The sequence below is a fragment of the Zunongwangia sp. HGR-M22 genome, from assembly GCF_027594425.1.
Lineage (GTDB): Bacteria > Bacteroidota > Bacteroidia > Flavobacteriales > Flavobacteriaceae > Zunongwangia.
Genome location: NZ_CP115159.1, coordinates 3,463,546 through 3,486,330 on the forward strand (window position 1 = coordinate 3,463,546; position 22,785 = coordinate 3,486,330).

17 protein-coding genes are annotated in these 22,785 nt (G+C 35.8%); 5 read left to right on the forward strand and 12 right to left on the reverse strand.

Annotated elements, in window-relative coordinates; all coding sequences use genetic code 11:
* The first annotated feature begins 2 nt into the window (after positions 1-2).
* The 4 genes from PBT91_RS15055 (at position 3) to groL (ending at position 3,392) form a co-directional block, all read left to right on the forward strand.
* A complete protein-coding gene (locus PBT91_RS15055) occupies positions 3-890 on the forward strand; it encodes a hypothetical protein (protein ID WP_270059282.1) in 888 nt (295 codons plus the stop codon).
* Positions 887-1,249: a preprotein translocase subunit SecG gene (secG, locus tag PBT91_RS15060; RefSeq protein ID WP_270059283.1), complete on the forward strand. Its 363-nt coding sequence runs from the start codon at positions 887-889 to the stop codon at positions 1,247-1,249. Before PBT91_RS15055 ends, secG begins: the two co-directional genes overlap by 4 nt.
* 154 nt (positions 1,250-1,403) lie before the next feature.
* On the forward strand, positions 1,404-1,679 hold the full coding sequence (locus PBT91_RS15065) for a co-chaperone GroES (RefSeq protein ID WP_270059284.1): 276 nt from the start codon (positions 1,404-1,406) through the stop codon (positions 1,677-1,679).
* Between the two features lie 72 nt (positions 1,680-1,751).
* Positions 1,752-3,392, forward strand: a complete 1,641-nt coding sequence (gene groL, locus PBT91_RS15070) for a chaperonin GroEL (RefSeq protein ID WP_270059285.1) — start codon at positions 1,752-1,754, stop codon at positions 3,390-3,392.
* A 434-nt stretch (positions 3,393-3,826) separates the two neighbouring features.
* Here the strand turns inward: groL and PBT91_RS15075 are convergent, their stop codons facing one another.
* From PBT91_RS15075 to PBT91_RS15100, 6 genes are read right to left on the reverse strand one after another with little or no spacing between them, the layout of a single operon-like run.
* Positions 3,827-3,964 carry a hypothetical protein gene (locus PBT91_RS15075; protein WP_270059286.1) on the reverse strand — a complete coding sequence of 46 codons (138 nt, stop codon included), beginning with the start codon at positions 3,962-3,964 and terminating at the stop codon, positions 3,827-3,829.
* Positions 3,965-4,003: 39 nt separating this feature from the next.
* Entirely contained in the window at positions 4,004-4,633 is a 630-nt protein-coding gene (locus PBT91_RS15080) for a copper homeostasis protein CutC (protein ID WP_270059287.1), read from the reverse strand.
* 36 nt (positions 4,634-4,669) lie between these two features.
* Positions 4,670-7,315 (reverse strand): carboxypeptidase-like regulatory domain-containing protein, encoded by a 2,646-nt coding sequence (locus PBT91_RS15085; protein ID WP_270059288.1) that lies wholly within the window; start codon positions 7,313-7,315, stop codon positions 4,670-4,672.
* Positions 7,316-7,346: 31 nt separating this feature from the next.
* Positions 7,347-8,156 carry a GLPGLI family protein gene (locus PBT91_RS15090; protein WP_270059289.1) on the reverse strand — a complete coding sequence of 270 codons (810 nt, stop codon included), beginning with the start codon at positions 8,154-8,156 and terminating at the stop codon, positions 7,347-7,349.
* A 30-nt stretch (positions 8,157-8,186) separates the two neighbouring features.
* The gene (locus PBT91_RS15095; protein WP_270059290.1) at positions 8,187-8,999 is read right to left on the reverse strand and encodes a GLPGLI family protein; all 813 of its coding nucleotides are present in this window, start codon (positions 8,997-8,999) and stop codon (positions 8,187-8,189) included.
* A complete protein-coding gene (locus PBT91_RS15100) occupies positions 8,996-9,838 on the reverse strand; it encodes a GLPGLI family protein (RefSeq protein WP_270059291.1) in 843 nt (280 codons plus the stop codon). Before PBT91_RS15100 ends, PBT91_RS15095 begins: the two co-directional genes overlap by 4 nt.
* Positions 9,839-10,000: 162 nt before the next feature.
* Between PBT91_RS15100 and PBT91_RS15105 the strand changes: the two genes are divergently transcribed.
* Positions 10,001-11,479 carry an SLC13 family permease gene (locus PBT91_RS15105; protein ID WP_270059292.1) on the forward strand — a complete coding sequence of 493 codons (1,479 nt, stop codon included), beginning with the start codon at positions 10,001-10,003 and terminating at the stop codon, positions 11,477-11,479.
* Here PBT91_RS15105 and PBT91_RS15110 read toward each other — a convergent pair whose 3' ends face one another.
* From PBT91_RS15110 to PBT91_RS15135, 6 genes are all read right to left on the reverse strand, one after another.
* Complete coding sequence (locus PBT91_RS15110; RefSeq protein ID WP_270059293.1) at positions 11,480-12,517, reverse strand: sialidase family protein; 1,038 nt, start codon at positions 12,515-12,517, stop codon at positions 11,480-11,482.
* Between the two features lie 223 nt (positions 12,518-12,740).
* On the reverse strand, positions 12,741-14,591 hold the full coding sequence (locus tag PBT91_RS15115) for a beta-galactosidase (protein WP_270059294.1): 1,851 nt from the start codon (positions 14,589-14,591) through the stop codon (positions 12,741-12,743).
* 3 nt (positions 14,592-14,594) lie between these two features.
* Positions 14,595-16,055, reverse strand: coding sequence for an alpha-L-fucosidase (locus PBT91_RS15120; protein WP_270059295.1), 1,461 nt, complete (start codon positions 16,053-16,055; stop codon positions 14,595-14,597).
* 4 nt (positions 16,056-16,059) lie between these two features.
* Complete coding sequence (locus PBT91_RS15125; RefSeq protein ID WP_270059296.1) at positions 16,060-17,514, reverse strand: alpha-L-fucosidase; 1,455 nt, start codon at positions 17,512-17,514, stop codon at positions 16,060-16,062.
* Positions 17,515-17,624: 110 nt separating this feature from the next.
* Positions 17,625-20,012, reverse strand: coding sequence for a glycoside hydrolase family 3 N-terminal domain-containing protein (locus PBT91_RS15130; protein WP_270059297.1), 2,388 nt, complete (start codon positions 20,010-20,012; stop codon positions 17,625-17,627).
* Between the two features lie 176 nt (positions 20,013-20,188).
* On the reverse strand, positions 20,189-22,780 hold the full coding sequence (locus PBT91_RS15135; protein ID WP_270059298.1) for an alpha/beta hydrolase: 2,592 nt from the start codon (positions 22,778-22,780) through the stop codon (positions 20,189-20,191).
* Positions 22,781-22,785 lie beyond the last annotated feature (5 nt).

Genomic DNA, 22,785 nt, shown 5'->3' on the forward strand with positions numbered 1-22,785 from the left:
ATATGGATATAAAGAATTTCACATATTTATTAGAACATCCCGAGGAAGTTTCCCCGCAGGAAACCAGAGAATTGGAAGATATTCTAATGAATGCACCTTATTTTCAGGCGGCACGTGCAATTCGATTAAAAGGATTAAAAGATGCAGAGAGCCCATCGTATAACTCAGCTTTAAGAAAAACCGCTGCTTTTACTACAGACCGTGAAATCCTTTTTGAATACATAAGCTCTGTAAATTTCAACCAAAGTAGAATTGCAGATCAAATTAAAGAACAAGAAAACAAACTTTACAATCTTGAAGTTACCGAACCCATACAGGTACTTGGTAAAAAAAGTATGGCGGTCGGGGAAGCGATCCAAATGAAGCAGGACGAATCTGATAAAGTGATGGATCCAGAATTATTTGAGCGTTCTAAATCTAAAAATGCTGCGGAAGGGCAAACAGAATCTAAATTAAAAGAAGAACCGAAAGATCAATTAAAAATTGGGCAACCTTTACAGTTCAATAATTCCGAATCTCACAGTTTTTCAGAATGGTTGCGTTTAACTTCAGCCCAGCCACTTCAGCAAAAAAAAGAAGAAAAAGAGAAAGATACACCAGAAAATATTCAGAAGAAATTTGACATTATTGATCGTTTTATTTCTAAAAATCCCAAAATCAAACCAACTAAATCTGCACCGAAGGCCAGCACACCAGATTTATCCACTCCCGCACCCGAAGCCTTAATGACAGAGACTTTAGCTCGGGTTTATCTGGAGCAAAAGAATTACAAAAAAGCAATTCAGGCATATAAAATTTTAATTTTGAAAAATCCCGAAAAAAGTGGTTTCTTTGCAGACCAAATTCGAGCAGTCGAAAAAATTCAGGAAAATAATAAAGAGAAAGAATGAGCACTTTTACAATTTTTTTAGTTTTAATAGTTATCGTAGCATTTTTGCTAGTGGTAGTTATCATGGTGCAAAATCCTAAGGGAGGAGGATTATCTTCTTCTATTGGTGGCGGTGGCCAACAAATTGGTGGTGTACAAAAAACAAATGACTTTCTAGATAAAAGTACATGGACACTCGCAACCGTTTTACTTGTACTTATTCTTGTAAGTAATGTATCTATTATGGATGGTGGTAATGGTTTTGAAGATTCCAAAATTTTTGATGAGGATGAAGTAGAAAATACTTTACCACAAAACAATGTACCAGCACAGCAAAATGAGCAATCACAAACTGCTCCTGCTGCAGATAGTGCTCAATAAAATACGATCCCATTTTTATTAATGGTTAAAAATGCCAGCTTGTCACTAAGCTGGCATTTTTTATTTATTAATGTCAGCTTTTTTCACATGGCATAATTTTCGAAATATTCAGTTTCGAGTTTTAAATTAATTAATCAAAATAAAATTATAGAAAATGGGACTAAACATTAAACCGCTTTCTGACAGAGTTCTTATCGAACCTGTAGCAGCTGAAACTAAAACAGCTTCGGGTATTTACATTCCAGAGACTGCTAAAGAAAAACCACAAAGAGGTAAAGTTGTTGCAGTTGGTAAAGGAACCAAGGATCATGACATGACTGTTAGTGTTGGTGATACAGTTCTTTATGGCAAATTTGCTGGTACCGAACTTAAATTGGAAGGTACAGATTATCTTATCATGAGAGAGGACGATATTCTGGCTATCGTATAGTTTCTTTCTAAATTCAATTTAAAATTAACCAATTTTTAGCTGACTTTTTCGGCTACTAAAATTTACAATAAAATGGCAAAAGATATAAAATTCGACATCGAAGCACGTGACGGAATTAAACGTGGTGTAGATGCTCTTGCAAATGCAGTAAAAGTAACATTAGGACCTAAAGGTCGTAACGTAATTATAAGTAAATCATTTGGTGCTCCAACAGTGACTAAAGATGGTGTTTCTGTAGCTAAAGAAATCGAGCTGGAAGATGAGCTTGAAAATATGGGAGCGCAGATGGTAAAAGAAGTTGCTTCTAAAACCAACGACCTTGCTGGTGACGGTACAACTACTGCTACTGTTCTGGCTCAAGCTATCGTTAAAGAAGGCCTTAAAAACGTTGCAGCAGGTGCAAACCCAATGGATCTTAAAAGAGGAATCGATAAAGCTGTAGAAGCTTTAACTAAAAACTTATCTGAGCAAACTCAGGAAGTTGGTGATTCTTCAGAAAAAATTAAGCAGGTAGCTTCTATTTCAGCAAACAACGACGAGCTTATTGGTGAATTAATTGCTGAAGCTTTTGGAAAAGTTGGTAAAGAAGGAGTTATTACTGTTGAAGAAGCAAAAGGAACAGATACTTATGTAGATGTTGTTGAAGGTATGCAGTTTGATAGAGGTTACCTTTCTCCTTACTTTGTGACTAACAGTGAGAAAATGACTGCTGATTTAGAAAATCCTTATATTCTTCTTTTCGATAAGAAGATTTCTACAATGAAGGATCTTATGCCAATTCTAGAACCAGTAGCGCAATCTGGAAAACCACTTTTAATTATTGCTGAAGATGTAGACGGTGAAGCACTTGCTACTTTAGTAGTAAATAAATTAAGAGGTTCTCTTAAAATTGCTGCGGTAAAAGCTCCAGGATTCGGAGATCGCAGAAAAGCAATGTTAGAAGATATCGCTATTCTTACCGGTGGTACAGTAATTTCTGAAGAAAGAGGATTCTCTTTAGAAAATGCAACTATCGATATGTTAGGTACTGCTGAAAAAGTAGCTATCGATAAAGATAACACTACTGTAGTTAACGGTTCTGGTGATGATAACGCTATTAAAGAGCGTGTAAACCAAATCAAAGCCCAGATCGAAACTACAACTTCAGATTACGATAAAGAAAAACTACAGGAGCGTCTTGCTAAATTAGCAGGTGGTGTTGCAGTTCTTTACGTAGGTGCAGCTTCTGAAGTTGAAATGAAAGAGAAGAAAGACCGTGTAGATGATGCACTTCATGCAACTCGTGCAGCTGTAGAAGAAGGTATCGTTGCCGGTGGTGGTGTTGCTTTAGTAAGAGCTAAAGCAGTTCTTGAAGCAATTTCTACTGAAAATGCAGATGAAGCAACCGGAATTCAAATTGTAGCTCGTGCTATCGAATCTCCGCTTAGAACAATTGTTGAAAACGCAGGTGGTGAAGGATCTGTAGTAATCAATAAAGTACTTGAAGGTGATAAAGATTATGGTTACGATGCGAAAACCGATACCTATGTAGATATGATGAAAGCTGGTATTATCGATCCTAAGAAAGTTACTCGCGTAGCTTTAGAGAATGCAGCTTCAGTATCTGGAATGATTTTAACAACAGAATGTGCTTTGATCGACATCAAAGAAGATAATGCTGGTGGCGGCGGAATGCCACAAGGAATGGGTGGCGGAATGCCAGGAATGATGTAATTACATCTCTAAACCCAAATCATTTAAAAAGCTGTCTTATTCATTTAAGGCAGCTTTTTTTTTAAATAACCAGAGAGTAGAGAAAGCTATAAATAATTTTTAACTCCAGAAACTATCTGCAAGATTATTAAATAAATCTGATGAAAATTATAAGCTAAAAATCCTTTTGACTTCGAAACTTTTTAAGGAAAGGTATTGATCAGTATTTATTTCACTATTCAAATTTTCCCTAAAAATCGAAAAATAACTATTCTGAAAAAGTAATAGAAAATAAATATTGAAAAAAGTAAAAAATTCAGATTTATCAGTGAACAAAAAAGATATATAAATTCACCTAAAATTAATAGAAATTGAAGGCTGACCTATTGCATATAGCTATCCTTCTGAAATTCACAAGTTTCGTAAGAAAAACTTAAACCGTAAACTTGGTTGGTTTAGTGAACTAGCGCTCCTATAAGACCTGTTTTAAAATCGCTCCAATCCATAATTATCTGAAAAACAACTATTGCCAGAATAATTAATACGGTGATTTTAAGATTTTCCTCCGGTTTTCTCTTCTTTTCAGCATTCATATTAAAAAACGTTTGGACTAGCTAAATTATAAAAAATTATTAAAACACACCAACAATTTGACGCCCATGATAAGCTCTTGCACCGATACATTTATGCATTTCGCCTAAATTGCTACTAGTAATTCTTCCAGCGGGCATGATTTCCAGCTTTTTATCTGCAATTGCAAGCATTTCTTTCAAAGTTGAAATTCCTTCTTTCGCGGTCGTTTTTCCTCCTGAAGTCAAAATCGTAGAAATTCCATCGATTTTAACTAAATCTTCAGTTGCTTTTAAAATATCCGGAGTATCATCGATCGCTTTGTGGATTACAACTTTTAAAGGCTTTGCAGCTTCAACTAAATCAGAAATTCGTTCAATATCCAGTGTTTTATCTTCATTTAAAATTCCAAAGACCACTCCTTCTACTCCAACTTGCTGGCAAAATTCAATATCCTTCTTCATTCTTAAAAATTCATCTTCAGAATACACAAAATCTCCTGCGCGAGGGCGAATCATAACTCGAATTGGAATCTGCAACTGCTCTTTTGTCGGCTGAATTACATTTCTATCAGGAGTAATTCCATCTAAAGCTAAGTTTGCGCATAATTCAATTCGATCTGCACCACACGCTTCAGCTTTTAAAGCTTCTTCTAAAGATTCTACACAGGCTTCTTTTTTAAAATTGGTCATTTGTCACAAAATTAATTCTGGGTCAACTTAAAAAATTTAAAGCGTAAACTTTAAAGTGGCCATTACCTGAGACGGGCGCAAGCGATAACTACTTTGTACGTAATAATACTGGTTATTACTGGCGTTTATAAATTGATCGGTATTCAGGATATTTCGCCAACTAATATTTAAATCCATTTTTGGTTTTTCAAAAGTAAACTGATAACCCAGGTTCAAAAAATAATTATCGCCATTTTCAGATAAAGAATTGCCATAATATTCACCGCTTATACTTAAGTATTGATTGTCTTTTGGATAAAAGTAAAGATCTGCAGTATGCTGATGCGTTTCTATTTGCTGAAAATCGTTGCCCCCAAAACCCGAAGTAAACGTTGAGAAATTACCCGAATAATTTGCAATTAACCAACTGCTAACCTCAGCATCTACACTTCCTCTTAAAACAAAACTTTGCGTATTTACCTCGGCTAGCGTATTATTTAAAAGTTGTTGGCGTGTCGACAAATTATAAGAAGCATTCAGTTTTACTGTTGTTTTTATTTTTCTGAAATACTTACTCCCGCCGGCACTAAAACTATGAGCATCAAACGTATTTTCGCTTTCTATTGCTTCTAAAATTGTAGCTCCATTTTCACCAATAGTAGAACTATATAATAAATTATTTTCAGTATAATTATAAGAATACGAAGCGTTTAAAAACAATTGTTTTAACGGATTTCGATAAGCCAGTCCCGCACTATAATCCTGTCGTGTTTTTTCTGAAATTGGCGCCTCATACCGATTCAAATTTCGATAGCCATTCAGCAAAAATCCGTAGTATAATTGTTGAATTTCACCAAAATCATAACGCAATCCTGCTGAAGCATCTACTTCCCAAAAGGCTGAAAGTTTTTTATCCACAGAAAACCTGGGCTCGAAAACCAATCGATCTAAATTTCTTTTTTCTTTAAAGTTATCATCTTCAAGATCGAAACTTTTAAACGCTAACGGCGTACTTAAACTCAAATTCCAGGTTTCATCTTTATTTTTAAATCTGAAATAGTTTTTGAAATATACTGAAGACTGTACAAATTTGGTTCGGTTTTTAAAATCAGTATCTAAAACCTCTACCCCATCTTCCAGAAAAATATCGGTCTCTAATTGTTGATTTTGAATAGAAAATCCAAATTTTGGCGATATCGTAAATTTGCCAAGCGCTTTGGTAAAACCAGCTGAATTATTGGTATACCATTTTCTTGCTGATACCAATTGCTGAATTTCGCCATAAGAATCGCCATCATTAAAAATAGTCTCAAATTGCCCCGGTTGCACCAGCAGATCTTGATTGGTTTCCGTAAAGCCGGTGTTTGAAGTAAAAGTAATTAATTGTTTACCGACAGTTCTAAGCAGGCGAAGATCGTTTTTTATTCCGAAGAAAGGATTATCCAACTGCTGTTTTATTTGTGTATTAGAACGATCGATTAGCCCACGATTAGCATTCCAAGAACCATTAAATTCCAATTGATTTTTCAGATAATTTTTATCAGCATTATTCTCGAAGGTAAGTTGTCCTTCTAACTTGCTTAAAAAAATATCGTTACTGGTGTTTTCAATCACATCAATCGTATCGGTAGGAGTAAAATACCGAGTTTGCGTACGTCCATCCTGCTGTTGGTAATCGTTAAGATAAGAAATATTCAGTTTTAGATCCCTATCTTTTTTTATACGCTGTAAGATGTTTGCTGAACCTAAATGAACATTATTGTCAAGCCAGCGCTGTGATGAGAATGGTGGCTCAGATACATTTTGTATCGAAAGCCAATCGGTTTTATCGATATCAAACTCTGCTCCAACAAAACGGATAGAAAAATTGCGAATCTCGCCAGATACATCGTTCCCGGTATTATTACTTTGATAAGTAAGGATGGCCTGCTGCTTTTTAGTAAAAATCATTGGCGTTATTTTAGTTTGCCAAAGTAAAGGCGCAGCGCCAATTCCGGCAGTCGCCGTTCCGCTAACCGTAACCTCTTTTTTAAGCTTGATATTTATAGAAGCGCGCTCTGAAAATTCTAAACTATCCAAAACCTTTACCGGCTGATGATTTTCCAGAATTTCAACTTTAGAAACTGCATTCGCTGAAAGATTATTATTAGCCAAATTATAGCGACCTTCTAAAAGATCTAAACCTTCGATATAATATTTCTGGATAGGCTCGTCTTTATAAAAAATCTGTCCGTTTGGCCGAATATCGATTCCCGGTAATTTCTTCAAGATATCAGCTATTACACGATCATTTTTATCTTTAAAAGCAGCTACCGAAAAGCTAAGTGTATCGCCGCGCTGCTGTAAAATTTCAGATTTCACGATAACTTCTTTTAAAGCTTCTGAAGAAGGCGAAAGTTTGACTTGTAGTGCCTGCTTTTTATTCTGAATCGTTTTTTTAAACGTGCTAAAACCAATATAGGAAACTTTTAAAAACAAAGATTCTGATTCGCTTTTAACCCTGACTTGAAATTTTCCATCGGAATCTGAAATACCATAAGCTAATATCGAAGAAACCGAATCTTTGCTGATCATCACCGTTGCACCGCTAAGCTTTTTACTGTTATCGTCTAAAACCTGCCCGGTAATTTCAGTTTGAGAATAGCCTGTAAAGGCAACGCATATTAATAGTATTAAGAATAAAGCTTTTGCTGATCTTTTCAATGTTTATATTTTGATTGATGATGCTTACTAATTATTGAAGTTCAATAGGATTATTTCGTTTTTTATACTTTTTAGTGAGTTCCTTTTTTTGTTTAGCTTCATCTTTTTCACTCCAACCAAAAACAACTCCTGCCTTTTCCATTGTTCCAATTGGATCGCGGTTATAATCGTCTCGAACCTGATCAAGTTCTTCCTGAGAAACAGTTTTATAACTATCAAGATTCAATAGTATAGCTACCGGTTTTTCTAATTCCTGAAATCCGGTAAGAATAAAATGATAATGATTTTTTTGGTCTGAAATCTCTACAATAAGCCCAGGCAAACCATTAAACTTATAAGGGCCATCAGAAAATGGTAATTCTGGAGTAAACCAGGCGATATAATTTCTACCGGCAAAAGAGCCCGTCGCCTTCTGAACGCTAAAGCCTAAAATTTCTTTTTTCTCTGGCTCAATTTCCCAATCGATTTGTTTTAGATCCTGCTTATATTTCAAATCATATTGAAAAACTTTTTCGGCTAAAACAAGTTCGTTATTCTGGTAATTTTTAAAGATTTTAGATTTAAAATCGGTCATTTTATTGTACTCGTCCATCCTCATCCTTTTAGGATTAGGCATATTCTCTAAAGAATCTTTAACCGCTTTACCTAAACTTGAATATCGAGATATTCCTTCTCCTAAATAAAGCACACCGGTTTCAGATTTTATTGAATTTTGATCGGTAGAATCTTCCTGATATTCGAGTTGATAAGTTGCTTTATAATTGAATTTTCTTTTCGGTTTCTCCTGTGCTGTAATCTTAAAAAAAAATAATAGCAATATTAGACCTATTTTGAATTTCATAAAGATTTTAGATTTATAAATTTATTTTGGCTAAAGTTCAATTGGATTATTTTGCTTTTTATGTCTCTTCTGGAATTTCCTTTTGGCTTCTTCTTCCTGCCCATCTTTCCAATGAATGGTCACACCGCCGTTGGTCATTGCAGTAAGTGGATCTCTTTTATAATCACCACGAACCTGATCGAGATCTCGCTGAGAAACTTCTTTATAATCATCCAAATTCAATGTTTTAGACACTATTTTTTTTAACTCCTGAAATTCCATTATGCTAAAACGATAATGATTTTTAGTGTCTGAAATCTCCAAAATAAGTCCCGGCAAACCTCCAAATTTATAAGGACCGTCTAAAAATGGAAGCTCTGGCGCAAACCAGGCTTCGTAATTTCTGCCGGCAAAAGAGCCTAAAGCTTTTTGAACTTTATATCCTAAAATTTCTTTTGTTTCTTGCTCTATTTCCCAGTCGATGGGATTTAAAGTTTTTTTATATTTCAGTTTATCCTTAAAAACCTTTTCGGCTAAAATAAGCTCGTTATCATTGTAATTTTTGAAGATCTTATAGTGAAAATCGGTTTCTGGAGTTAGACTTCTAATTCTATAAAATTCAGCCATACTTTTATTTCTAGGATCTAAAGTTGCGGTTAAAGAATCTTCAACAGCCTTACCTAGACTTGAATACCGGGACACACCTTCCCCTAAATAAAGTAAAACAGTTTCAGATTTTATGCTATTCAAATCGGTAGAATCTTCCTGATATTTGAGTTGATACGTAGCTTTATAGGAATATGAATTTTGCGCCACTACATTTTCTAAGCAAAGTATAAATACAAGGATAAAAAGACTTCTCATTTTTCTAGTTCTATAGGATTATTTTTTCTAGCCAGTTCTGCTCGATGCTTTCTAAGATAGTCTTTTTTTTCATCTCCAACGATCTCAACACGTACAGTTGTACCACCCGAGCCCACATAATTATTTACATAACTTATAGGATCCTTTTCATAAGTTTCTACTAAATCTAAAAGTTCTTTTTTCTTAACTTCTTTATATTTTTCAGGAAAGATCTCGTACTCTAGAGGATTGGCAAGCTTCTCAAAACCAGCGAACTTAAAAAAATATTCAGCTTCGGTATCCTGCAATTCTAATATCAGTCCCGGTAAACCTGCAAATTTATAAGGGCCATCGGTAAGTGGAATTTCCGGAGTAAACCAAGCGATATAATCTCTACCAGCAAAACTTGTTGTCGCTTTTTGTGCGTTGTAGCCAGCGATATCTTTAGCGTTAGCCTGTATTTCCCATTTTATTTGATCTAAAGAGTTTGAATAGTAAAGTTTATCGCTTAAAAGCTTAATTCCGTATCCAATTTTATTTTCAGCTTTATTTTTGAAAATTCGATATTCAAATTCGGTTTTAGCAGCTTCCATTTTACTTCGCCACTTTTCAGATCCAATCTCGGCAGCAATCACATTCTTTTTTATGGAATCTTTTAGTGCTGCTCCTCTACTTATAAATAAAGACGAATCATTATTTGCGAAAAGCCACATCACTTCAGATTTACTGGATTCTAAATCTGTTGAATCTAATTTATAAGTAAGTTCATAGCTCACTCGATAGTTAAGTTTATTTTGAGCTTGGAGTGGAAAAGCACTTAGCATTAAAAAAGCTAAAATGAAGATAAATTTATTTTTCATATTTGATTTCTGATTGATTTATCCACAATATCTTATATAAATTAAAAAGAAACAACTAAAAACAACTATTTTTTTAGTAATAAAACTATTAACATAGTAATACAGCGGACTGTTTTGCTATTCAGAAAAATAATTATCTTCCGGCTGAATAACATATTTTAAATGAACAACACTTTAAAAAGCCTAATATTAATATCAGGTCCTTTAATTTTCGGAATATTTCAATTTTCACAACCTCCGGCAGAAATGTCTCCGGCAGCATTTGATGTTTTAGCGATTACATTATGGATGGCAATTTGGTGGGTAACCGAGATTATTCCTATAGCTGCTACTGCTCTACTGCCTATTGTTCTTTTTCCTCTAAGCGGAGTGCTAGATTTAGGCCTTACTACTGCCTCTTACGGCCATAAATATGTTTTTTTATATATGGGAGGTTTTATACTTGCAGTAGCCATAGAAAAATGGAATTTACACCGCCGAATCGCCCTTAATATCATTAACCTTATTGGGACGAATATTAAGTATATCATTTTGGGTTTTATGTTGGCTACCGCATTTTTATCGATGTGGATTTCTAACACCGCAACTTCTGTAATGATGCTTCCTATAGGAACTGCTATAATAAATCAACTAAAGGACAACCCAGACACTAGTGAAAATGAAAGCAAATTATTTGGAAAAGCTCTTATGTTAGCTATTGCTTACAGTGCTTCTATAGGTGGGATTGGAACTTTAATTGGTACGCCGCCTAACCTCGTTTTTGCCGGCATTATTGAAGAACTGTATAGGATTGAAATAAGCTTTTTAAAATGGGCTCTTTTAGGGATTCCAATCTCGATTCTTCTTTTAGCTTTTTGCTGGAAATACCTTACCAGCTTTGCTTTTAGCTTTAAACAAACCGAATTTCCAGGAGGGAAATCTGAAATTAAAAAATTATTAAGCGAGCTCGGAAATATTAGCTTGCAAGAAAAAAGAGTTTTAATCATTTTTGTACTTACTGCTATTTGCTGGATCACACGCTCGTTTTTCCTAGATAATTTTCTACCAAATATCGATGATACTATTATTGCAATGGCTGCAGCAATTTGTTTATTCCTGGTTCCCTCTGGTAAAAATAAGGAAAAGCAAAAGCGCCTTTTAAACTGGGAAGAAGCCATTAAGATACCATGGGGAATTATACTATTATTTGGGGGTGGCATGGCTTTGGCAAGAGCTTTTGATAATACGGGATTGGCCAACTGGATCGGGGAGCAACTGGTTAATTTAGAGAATTTACCCCTATTTATCCTCTTATTAATATTGGTAAGCGCCATGAACTTTTTAACTGAAGTTACTTCAAATACAGCTACAACCGCAATGTTATTACCTATTTTAGCGCCAATGGCCCTAGCTCTAAACCTGCATCCTTATATGTTAATGGTAGGAGCCACGTTGGCGGCAAGTTGTGCTTTTATGCTTCCCGTAGCAACACCACCAAATGCCGTGGTTTTTGGATCTGGACATCTAAAAATTGCCGATATGATGAAAACAGGTTTTTGGCTGAACATCGTTTCGATTATCCTAATTAGTCTTATTGTTTACTTTATTTTACCATTATTATGGGATTTTGACCCTTTTACCATACCGAAGGTTTTTAAGTAGTTAATTTATTCGTTTCAACTTAAAATACTTAATCCTCTTCCTATCGTACGTATAAGTAATAAGAATTTCGCCATTTTCAGCCTGAATTATTGCCGGGTAACTAAACTCGCCTTCTTCCTCATTTTCGAGTTTTAAAACGTCCTGCCAATGCTTTCCATCTTTAGAATACGCTAAATTCAATTTACTTCTACCATCCCACCAGTCGTCTCCACTGGCCATAGGATTATAAACCATTAAAAATCCGCCGTTTTTTAGACGTACAGCATCGATTCCTGAATTTGGATTCGCTAATTCAGATTCCATAAATTTGCTCCAGGTTTCGCCATTATCCTTGCTGAAACTTTCTAAAACAACATCTTGATCACTTCTGAAAAATGCTTTTAGATCACCATTTTTTAGCTGAATGATTGTAGGCTGAATCACTTTAGAATCTGAATCGTGATTGATAGGAATCTTCCTCCAGGTTTTCCCAAGATCATCTGAAATTTCCATGTGTGAATGCCAAACGGCACCGTCTTGAAGTTCTATGCTCGACGGACTAACAATTCGCCCATTTTCTAGTTGTATTGGCTTATTTTTTATTGGTCCCAGTATTCCTTCAGGCAACAAGATTTTATCGCTCCACGTCTTTCCCTGATCTTTTGAAGTTTTATAAGCGCCCCACCAGGTAGAAGGTGATGGTCCAATCTTATAAAAAAGGAATAAATTTTCACGAATATTGACTAAAACAGGATTCCAGGTTGGATATTTAAGCGTATCATTTTCAAAACCATCGGCTACCTTTCTAGGAGAAGACCAACCGGTTGTAGTTTTTATACTGGTATAAATACTCACATCTGGATGTCTTTCGTGCGTGCCACCAAACCAGGCTGCAATAAGATCGCCATTTTCTAATTCTTCGATAGTAGATGCGTGAGCGCTGGGAAAATTCGCTTCCGTATAAATAAAACCCGATTCTAAAACTTCAAATTTCACATCTTCCTGAGCTTTTATATTCAGAAAAGATAATACAAAACAAATGATACAAATGGTTCTCATAATAGATTCAGATTAAAACAAAAAAAGGGAAGAGGGGAACTACTTCCTCTTCCCAACCAATGCATAAAACAAACTTACACTAAGTTACTTTTCAATATTTTGCGCGTTTATATTAGCAAAACTCAATTTAGTATTTTACAAAAAAGAAAGGAGGATGGCGGTCCTCCTTTCATTGTCAAACAAACTTTTCACTAACATGTTATGTCGTGAAAAACATGAAGAATTATTGAGACAAGCTTTCCAAAATCGGCTTCACTAAACCTGAAATTGTCGATTTTGAATCTTCATTAAGCTGCTCAAAAATGGTAATTTCGTTACCTTTTTCTTTTAACCAACATCCCGGTAAATACATCGTTTGCTGTGGACCAACTTTCCAGTATCTACCTAAATTATGTCCGTTAATAAAAACAATTCCTTTTCCCCACTCCTGCATGTCCAAGAAAGTATCTCCAATCTCATCTAGATCGAAATTCCCCGAATACACGACCGGTAATTTTTCTTTTATTTCTTCGGAAGCCTTTACTTGCGGTGCTTGCTCGAATGGCGCTTTGTACATTTCCCATCCGCCAGAAATTTCGTAATCATTAATGCTTACAGCGCTGATGATTCCTTTTTTATTTTCGGTCATTTTTGCCCCGTAATTAATTCGTCCCATATTTTCTACAAGAATTTCTAAACTTCCGTTAAACGGAATTTTAATATCCATCTCGTATTCGTTATTCATACGGTTAAGCTTACCTACATATTTTCCATTCACATAAACTGTTGCAAAATCTCGTAAGCCAGGGATTTGTAATTTCCCGTTAATAGGCTGCGTAAATTTTTTACGATACAACACATAGCCATAACCCTGATTTAATGCTTCAAAACTCATCGGTGCATCAGCAACAACAGGTTCAGATTCTTTAATCATCTTCAAAGCACTTTGCTTCTTATTCAGTTTAATTTCAGCTATCGCAATAACAGGAATTTGCTGCGGAATTTCAGGAATATCGTATGCTACGTACTTCTTCATCAATTCTCTAATCGCGGTATATTTTGGCGTTACCCAACCCGGTTCAGAAATTGGCGCATCATAATCGTAGCTGGTAATATCTGGCTGAATATCATGATCTTCGTTATAATTGGCACCACTGGTAAACGCAAAATTTGTTCCGCCGTGAACCATATAAAAATTGAAATCTACCTCGTTTTTAAGATACACTTCTGTTTGCTTAGCAATCGCATCGGCTCCGATTCTTGTAAAAGGTTCTGCCCAATGATCTAACCAACCGGGATAAAATTCGGCTACCATATAGGGGCCTTCATTATGATGATATTTATCTACCGCTTTTTTAAGATTGTTTACATTATTCTCACCATTGGCAGTTGGCAATGCACCTTCTACAGCGCCACCTTCAAAAAGCCAGGTTCCATCTGAAGTAAAAAACGGTTCTTCTAAACCAGATTCCTTCAGCATTTTAAAAATCTTTTGTTTATAAGCTTTATGATCTTCCGCAGCAATATCTTCTCGTTGTGACACAAAAGAGCCAAATTCGTTTTCAGCCTGAACCATGATTACGTTTCCGCCTTTATTTACCTGAAGTGGTTTAATTTGCGTAGCCAACTCATTAATATAAGTTCGGCAAGAATCTAAAAATGCTTGGTTATTTTGACGAATTTTAAGTTCGGGATTCTTCTGAAGCCACCACGGATATCCGCCAAATTCCCACTCGGCACACACATATGGGCCGGGACGTACAATTACAAATAGCCCTTCTTCTTCAGCCATTTTTATATATTCTTGAAGATTTTTATTCCCCGACTTCCAATCCCATTCTCCCGGTGCGGTATTATGATAATTCCAAAAAACATAAGTGGTAATTGCATTTAAACCCATAGCTTTTACCATCTTCATCCTATGGCGCCAATAAGGTTTAGGAATTCTGCTGTAATGCATTTCTCCCGAGTAAATATGAATAGGCTCTCCTTTATACTGAAAATTACCATCTTCAATTTTAAACACTTCTTTTTGTGCCTGCATGCTAAAACCTACAAGACAAAAAAGAACAATAAGATTCGATAAAATTCGCATTCGTTAATAAATTTCTAGATTAGCTAATATTGGATTTGCTTTTGCTGCTTCAATTTCAATTTTTAAAGCGGTAGTTTCTACGGAAGGAACTTTTAGAATTCGCTTATACCCGATGGTTGTGCCTTCAGCAATTTGCTTCCATTCGCCATTTTCCTTTGCACTAATATTGAATTTTTCTACACGTTGTCCTAATTCAATATATTCCTGAAGTAATACAAAGTTAACCGTTTTAGCAGCATCGAAAGTGATTTCTACTGAAGATTGAATAACCTCATCATCGGTAGCCCAATACGTTTCAGAATCTCCATCGATTAAATTTTCTGCGGAATATGCTTCTGATTCCCCTCGATAATTACTTGCTGATATTTGTGCATTTTCAGCTAAATTATTAGCAAAAACACTATCGATAATTTTACGCATTCCTAATAAAGAAGCGACATCATTTTCATCAAATTGGCCACGTTGATCTGGCGGAACATTCAGCAATAAAGTAGATCCTCTACCAACCGATTGCAAATAAGTAGTAAATAATTCTTGTGGAGATTTTACTAAAGAATCTTCCTCTTTATGATAAAACCATCCTGGGCGTATGGAAACATCTACCTCAGCCGGAATCCATTTTGTCCCGTCTTTAGCTCCAGTTTGCAACAAATCGCTAATTTCAGGTTTCCCCGCATAAAGCGTATCTGGATTGATGATATTCCAATTAGTTGATCCTGCTTCGCCTCTTTCGTTACCTACCCAACGTAAATCTGGCCCGGCATCACTAAAAAATAATACAGAAGGCTGAATTTCTTCAACCATTGCTAAAGTTGTTGGCCAATCGTAATAATTTTGTTTATCGATCCTACGCTCTTCATTGGCACCACCATAATATCCATCACCGCCATTAGCGCCATCAAACCACATCTCGAAGATATCGCCATAGTTGGTGAAAATTTCTTTTAACTGATTTCGGTAATATTCCACATAAGATTTCTCCCCATAATCTTCACGATTACGATCCCAAGGCGATAAGTAAATCCCGAATTTTAATCCGTGTGCTCTGGCAGATTCGGCTACTTCTTTTACCAAATCTCCCTTTCCATCTTTGTATGATGAATTGGCAATATCATGCTCGGTATAATCTGAAGGAAATAATGCAAAACCATCATGATGCTTTGCCGTTAAAATAACGCCCTTAAAACCGGCTTTTTGCAAAGTTTCCATCCACTGATCCACATCAATATCTGTAGGATTAAAAATTTCTGGAGATTCATCGCCATATCCCCATTCTTTGCCTGTAAATGTATTAGTGGTAAAGTGAATAAACGCATTTAATTCCATTTTGTGCCATGCCAATTGTTCTTTACTTGGCGTTGGCCCAACAGCTTCTGGTGCTTTTTCTTCTTGTTTTTCCTGGCAGGCAAACAACATCGTTGCAATTCCTAAACCAACTATAATTCTATTGAAATGCTGAATCATTTTTTTAATTTTCGATTGAAAATGCTACTCCTGAACTATTTTTTGCTGAACGAATTTCTTTAGGAAGTGTGATTTCAACTTTACCATTTTTTATTTTGAAATCCACTTTTTCACCGGTTTCCAATAATTTGATTTTCACATTTTCTGACGGTAAATTTTTACTGAAACTGATTGTTTTAGGAAGCTTCTCATCATCCTCAAACATCGCTATTGCATAAATTACCTCCTCTTTTTCAGTAAAATAAACATTCTCTTCTTGGTAATCATCAATGGCATGTGTACCATAAATAGCTTCGCCATTTTTATCTAACCAAGCGCCAATTTCATGTAACTGATCAACCACTTCCAAAGGAATGGTTCCATCTGGTTTCGGACCAATCCCAAGAAGCATATTTCCTCCTTTAGCAACCACTTCTACTAAATTATGAATAACTGTGGTTGAAGATTTGAAAGGATCGTTTGGCACATATCCCCAATTATTTCCTAATGGTAAATTACTTTCCCATGGATTATCTAATTTGGTTTCAGGAATTTTACGTTCCGGGGTTTGGTAATTTTCGTAAGGGCCGTGTACAGTTCGATCGGCAAAGATAATTCCCGGTTGTTTCTCTCTAGCCATTTTAGCTATTTTAGGCATATCGATTTCCTGACTAAAATCTGGAATTGGTGCGCCCCAGGCTTTAACTTCATCATTTACGGTTTCTTTTGGGCGTACCCAACCGCCATCTAACCATAGAATATCAACACTTCCATAATCGGTCATTAATTCTTCTATTTGGTTATAAGAGAATTCTTTAAATTTATTCCAACGCCAGTCATATTTTTCGATATCATAATTCGCATTTCGATTAGGTGTAGCATATTTATCCCACCAGAAATATTGCGAATGCCAATCGGGTTTCGAATAGTAAGCCCCAATCATAAAATCTTTCTTTCTAAAAGCTTCAAAAATATACTTGGTAACATTCGCTTTTGGATTATTTTGGAAAGGGCCATTGGTAATTTTATAATCGGTTTGCTGTGTATCGAACATATTAAAACCATCGTGATGCTTCGTGGTAAACACCATGTACTTCATCCCAGCAGCTTCCCCGGCTTCTGCCCAACTATCGGGATCGAAATTTACCGGATTAAAGATCTTATCTAAATTCCAATACCATTTTTTATAATCGTTATAAGCAATAGTACTATCACGCTCAATCCAATCTTCAGAACATAAATTCCAGCTTTCCATAATGCCGGGAACCGAATAAATCCCCCAGTGAATGAGCATTCCGAATTTAAGATCTTTCCATTCCTCTAGCTTTTCTAAAACCTGAGGATCGGTTGGCGCCACATATTCCTGAGAGCGACCATGTACACCATGCTCATCTTCTTCTTGCGTTTGTGCCTGAGTTTGTTGTGCAAAAACCAACAGTGCCAAGCAAAAAAGTGATTTCAGATTATTGAATTTCAACATTTCTTAGATATATTTTATAATCAATTATTCTTATTTAATTTTCTTACATCTGGATGAGACCCTGTCCCGATAGCTATCGAGGACAATTTTAGGGTGACATTATCCCAATATTAATTTGTAATTTCAATATTTTCAGGAATTTCAAAAGTAGTTTCCAGTCGGATATCTTCAGAAGAAGCACCAATCATCAGCTTAAATGCTCCGGCTTCTACCAACTGCTTCATTTCAGCATTAAATAATGATAATTCCTTCGGAAGCAATTCAAATTGAATAGTTTTCGTTTCTCCTGAAGCTATAGTAACACGCTCAAAACCTCGCAACTGCTTTACGGGACTTAGCACACTACTTACCATATCTCTGATATAAAGCTGCACCACCTCATCCCCATCAACTTCACTGATATTAGATACTTTTAGGCTAATTTCTACTTTGGTATTTTTCCCTTTCACTGAAGTTTTCAATTTTAAATCTGAATATTCAAATTCAGAATAACTTAAACCAAAACCAAAAGGATACAACGGCTTAGCATCGGTCTCTACATAATCTCTACGATTTGGGAACCAATAATTATAATATACCGGGATTTGCCCTAAAGATTTTGGTACAGAAACCGGTAATCTTCCCGCAGGATTAAAATCACCAAACAATACATCGGCAATAGCATTCCCGCCTTCTTGCCCGGGATACCAGGCATCTAAAATAGCAGGTACATTTTCTGAAGGCCAGTTTAGCAATAATGGGCGGCCTTTTATTAAAACTAACACCGTTGGCGTTCCAGTCTTAACAACAGCCTGAAGCAATTCTAATTGTTTCCCCATTAAATTAAGAGTTGAACGATCGTAGCCCTCGCCACTTTCCATATCGCCTAAAATCTGGTCTTCTTTAGAAGAAACAGTAGCCGCTCCGGTTTCTAAATATTCAGTTTTAAAATCTCTTGCGCTTGAACCTCCTAAAACAACAATGGCAACTTCAGCTCTTTTAGCTGCTGCTACCGCTGCCGGAATATCAGTTTGTGTAGTATCACGAACGGCAGTTCCTTTTACGTATTCGATATTGGCATTCGGCATTTTATGCTGAATACCTTCTAGAACGGTAATAATATTGTCTTCAGATTGCGGAGCGGTATAATCGCCTAACTGATTGTATTGCATATCGGCATTTGCCCCGATTACCGCAATGTTTTTCAATTCTTTGTTTAATGGAAGTATATTGTCTTCATTCTTCAGCATGGTAACCGACTGGCGAGCGACTTCCCTTGCCAATTCGATGTGTTCTGAATTTCGAACTATTTTTTCAGCTTCTTTTTCCTTTACATAAGGATCATCAAAAAGCCCTAATTTGAATTTTACAGTAAGAATTCTTTTAACCGCTTCATCGATTCTTTCTTCGGAAACTTTTCCTGAATTTACGGCATCTAATAAAGCATCGTCATATCCATTCCCGCCAAGATCAACATCTACTCCGGCATTCATGGCCATAGCTGCTGCATCTTCTGAAGTTTCCACCACATGATGATCTCCTAAAAGCCCTTCGATACTTGCCAAATCTGAAATTACAAAACCATCAAATCCCCAGTCTTCTCTCAGTGTATTTGTCAACAAACTTTTATGTGCTGTACTTGGAATTCCATCGATAGAACTGTAAGCCGTCATCACTGATAACACCCCGCTATCTACCGCTTCTTTTACGGGATACATGTAATTCTGAAATAAATCACGCTGCCCAACATGTACCGCAGCGCCATTGTGTCCTCCTTCTGAAACTCCGTATGCCGCAAAATGTTTCAATGTTGCAGCTAAATGTTTACCATCTTTTAGATCGCTTTCTTTTTCACCTTGAAAACCTTTAATTATCGATTTTCCCATTGCAGCGATTAAATAAGAATCTTCCCCAAAAGTTTCTTCTACTCGAGACCATCTTGGCTCTCTGGCGATATCTATAATAGGACCATAAGCGGTATTACTTCCCTGTATTCTAATTTCCGCTGCAATAGTTTGAGCCATTTCTTTAATCAAATCAGGATTCCAGGTACTAGCCTGGCCTATCGCAGTTGGAAATACTGTAGTCCCAACTGCCATATGCCCGTGCATAGCTTCTTCTTCGAGTAATAATGGAATTCCTAAACGACTATTTTCAATCGCGTATTTTTGTATTTCATTCGTAATTCTGGCAGCTTCTTTTGGATGTAAACCGTTTTCTAAAGTTTTTTGTGTCCAGGGATCTGCTCTTAACAATCCCCATAAACCGCCAATTTTTCTGTTTTTTATTTCTTCTTTGTAAAGTTCACTAATTCCCGATGTATTTCCTTCTTTCTTATACATTTTCCAGCCAAGCGGTGTGGTTAACTGACCGATTTTTTCATCGATGGTCATTAAAGAAATAAGGTTTTCTACGCGTTCATCAACACTAAGCTCACTATTTTTATAAGGCGCATTTTTTAAATCCTGCGCACTCAACAAGTTTGAAATTAGTAAAAAACAAAGGCAAATTTTTTTCATCAATTTTTCAATTTTAATAACAAAACTGGTTAGTTAAATACCAACCAGTTTTAAAGCTAAATACAACTAATAAACTACCTAAGGCCAAGCCAAAAGGCATCTTAATTTTTATTTCAAGCCATGATCCCGAAAACTATCAGAACCGCGTATTTAATCTCGATTATCGAGTAATTTTTTTAATCTTCAATATCCCAAATGAATTCCCCATTTTCTACTGACCAGTCATTTCCGAAAAAGCCACTCCCCTTTATACCCGATAATCCGTTTTTGGGCATTTCATCATTAAACAAAAGCAAGTCTGGATAAAATGTTCCGTTCTCTAAATAATCATTAGCATAAGCGGCATGCATTCCTTTAATACCAGAGGCGGTGACTACACCAATACTTGCGAATTCGTGATTTTCTTTAGGATAAATAAAGTAAGCACCGTAATGCTCACCTTTTAAGGTTTTATTGCCAATTTTTACCTGATTTTCAGAAAATTGTACAGGCGAATTTTTGAGTAATTTCTTCCATGCAGCGTTATTCGATTTGTTGCCATAAATTATAATATTACGATCGATATAATCTGAAGCTTTAAAATCGGTATCCTTTATAATTTCTACGCTTCCGTTTGCACGATACCAAAACTTTTCAGCATCAAACTTTGCGCGATTAAAATACCATTCATTTTCTTCTTTAGATCCTTTAGTTGCATATACGAATACCATATTATGGCGAAATGCATCTTTAAAACCACCAGATCGAAGCGGACTTTTCTCTGAATCATCAGGCATTTCTGAAGTTTTCCAGCTGCCTGCTTCATTTTCAAAGTAAATAATTCCTGAAGTGGAGGTTGAAATAGAATCCCCATCGATCACCATCGCTTTTAAATTTGGATGATCCATCGCGGCAAGATCGATACTTAGTGTTTTTATATTTGAAGTTTCAAGAGAAAATCCATTTTCGGTTCTCTCAAACTTGAAATTACTAATCTCAAAAGGATGTTCTTGCTGAAGAATTATAATAAAATGGGATTTAGACGACACTCCCGGTGAAGCTGTGCTAAAATCAATTTTATTCATTTCAGCATCACTTTTTATTTTTCTTCGATTAAAGAAATAGAATATTGGTGGCCAGTCTACACTTTCATCACCAAACCAGTGCTCGCCTCCCGGATATTCATAATAGGCAAAATCGGGATGAAATTTACCTAGTTCCTCACGCATTTCCTGCGCAAGATAGGTAGGGACAACATTATCAGAATCACCATGCAAAATATAAACTCCGTAATGCAGATAATTGTTCTTCAACTTAAGCGTTCGGCTAGTATTGCCGGCACGTCGAGTAATTTGATCAAGATTTTTTTCAGTAGTATTCTTGAAATCTGGATTAATTTTTTGTTTAAAATCTGCTGCCGACATTTCGAATTGCTTTTCAATCTGCTCGTCTGAAATACGACTAATAAAACTATTTCGATAGTCTAATAAATCTGGATAACCTGCAGCGGGTGCGATTGCCGCAAACCTATCGGGATAGGTTACACCCAAATACCAGCTACCGTGGCCACCCATTGAGTGCCCGGTTAAATAAGTATGTTGCGGATCGGTTTTTAATAAATTTTCTGAATGTTCTAAAACTTCCAATGCATCCAATCTTCCCCAATCTTCCCAGGCAAAACCAAAAGGCCTGCGATTAGTAGGAGCAACTAAATGCCCCCAATCTTTTTGTTTGTAAGCGTTGGCCTGATTTACAGCTTCTACAGAAGCTCCGTGAACCGATAAAAATAAGGCCTGATTTTCTTTGTTTTTAGTTAAGGATGGCGCCACGCTATAATATTGCACGCTATTGTCTACCTTGCTAAGAAATGTGTTTTTGTGATGTTTGAATTTTGATTTGATATCGAGTATAATTTTGGCGGTATCGATATCTCTGCCATTAGCTTCTTGTAGATAAAGATTAGCAGTAATGCTGTCTCCTTCTTGAAGATTGGAAGGAATAGGAATTGAAAATGGAACTTTTCGAACATTTTTAGAAACAATTTTAGGAACTTTTGTTTCTGCTGAAATACCATTTAATTCAACTTTAATTTTAGCTCCTTTTAAGGAGTTCTTTTCAGTATTAATAATTCGAATTGCGCCCCATAAGTTTTCGTTTTCTTCCTGAAGTAAATTGGGTAGCGTTAAGTCTCTAGTAGTAAATTCAACCGGCTTATAAGTTGTTAGTAAACGTGCGCGCATTCTAGAAAAACGACCGCCAGAAAGTAGAAATTTATTTACTCCTTTTTTTAAAGTTATTGGAATTAGATTCCACCCAAAATCATAATGATCTCCTTCATGTGGCAATCCGTTAATAATAACATTGGTATGCCCAGAGGCTTCAAAAATTACGGTTTTTTCTTCTTCGGAAATGTATTCTAAATACAAATATCCATTTCGACGTAATTTAGGATCGTTGAATTCTCCGTTTTCGCTAATTGCGATATTTTGCCAAGCAATTGTTTCTTCTTTGAAATTGTCGTAAACTTCTTTTCCTTCATTTATCTGAAAACCATTCTGCAAAACCTCAGCAAAAATAGGATCATGCTGAATAGCTGAATTACTAAATGGTGTTCCTGAAGTTCCTAAAATAAGACCTTCTTTAAATAAATGAATCACCTCTCCTTCACTAACATCATTCACTTTTTCCTTGCCAAAATATTCTACTATGTTGCCTTCTTTATCTTGCGCTTTGGCATTACTAAAAAAGATCATAAAAAGGAATAAAATTGGAATTCTAAGTTTATTCATTGGTG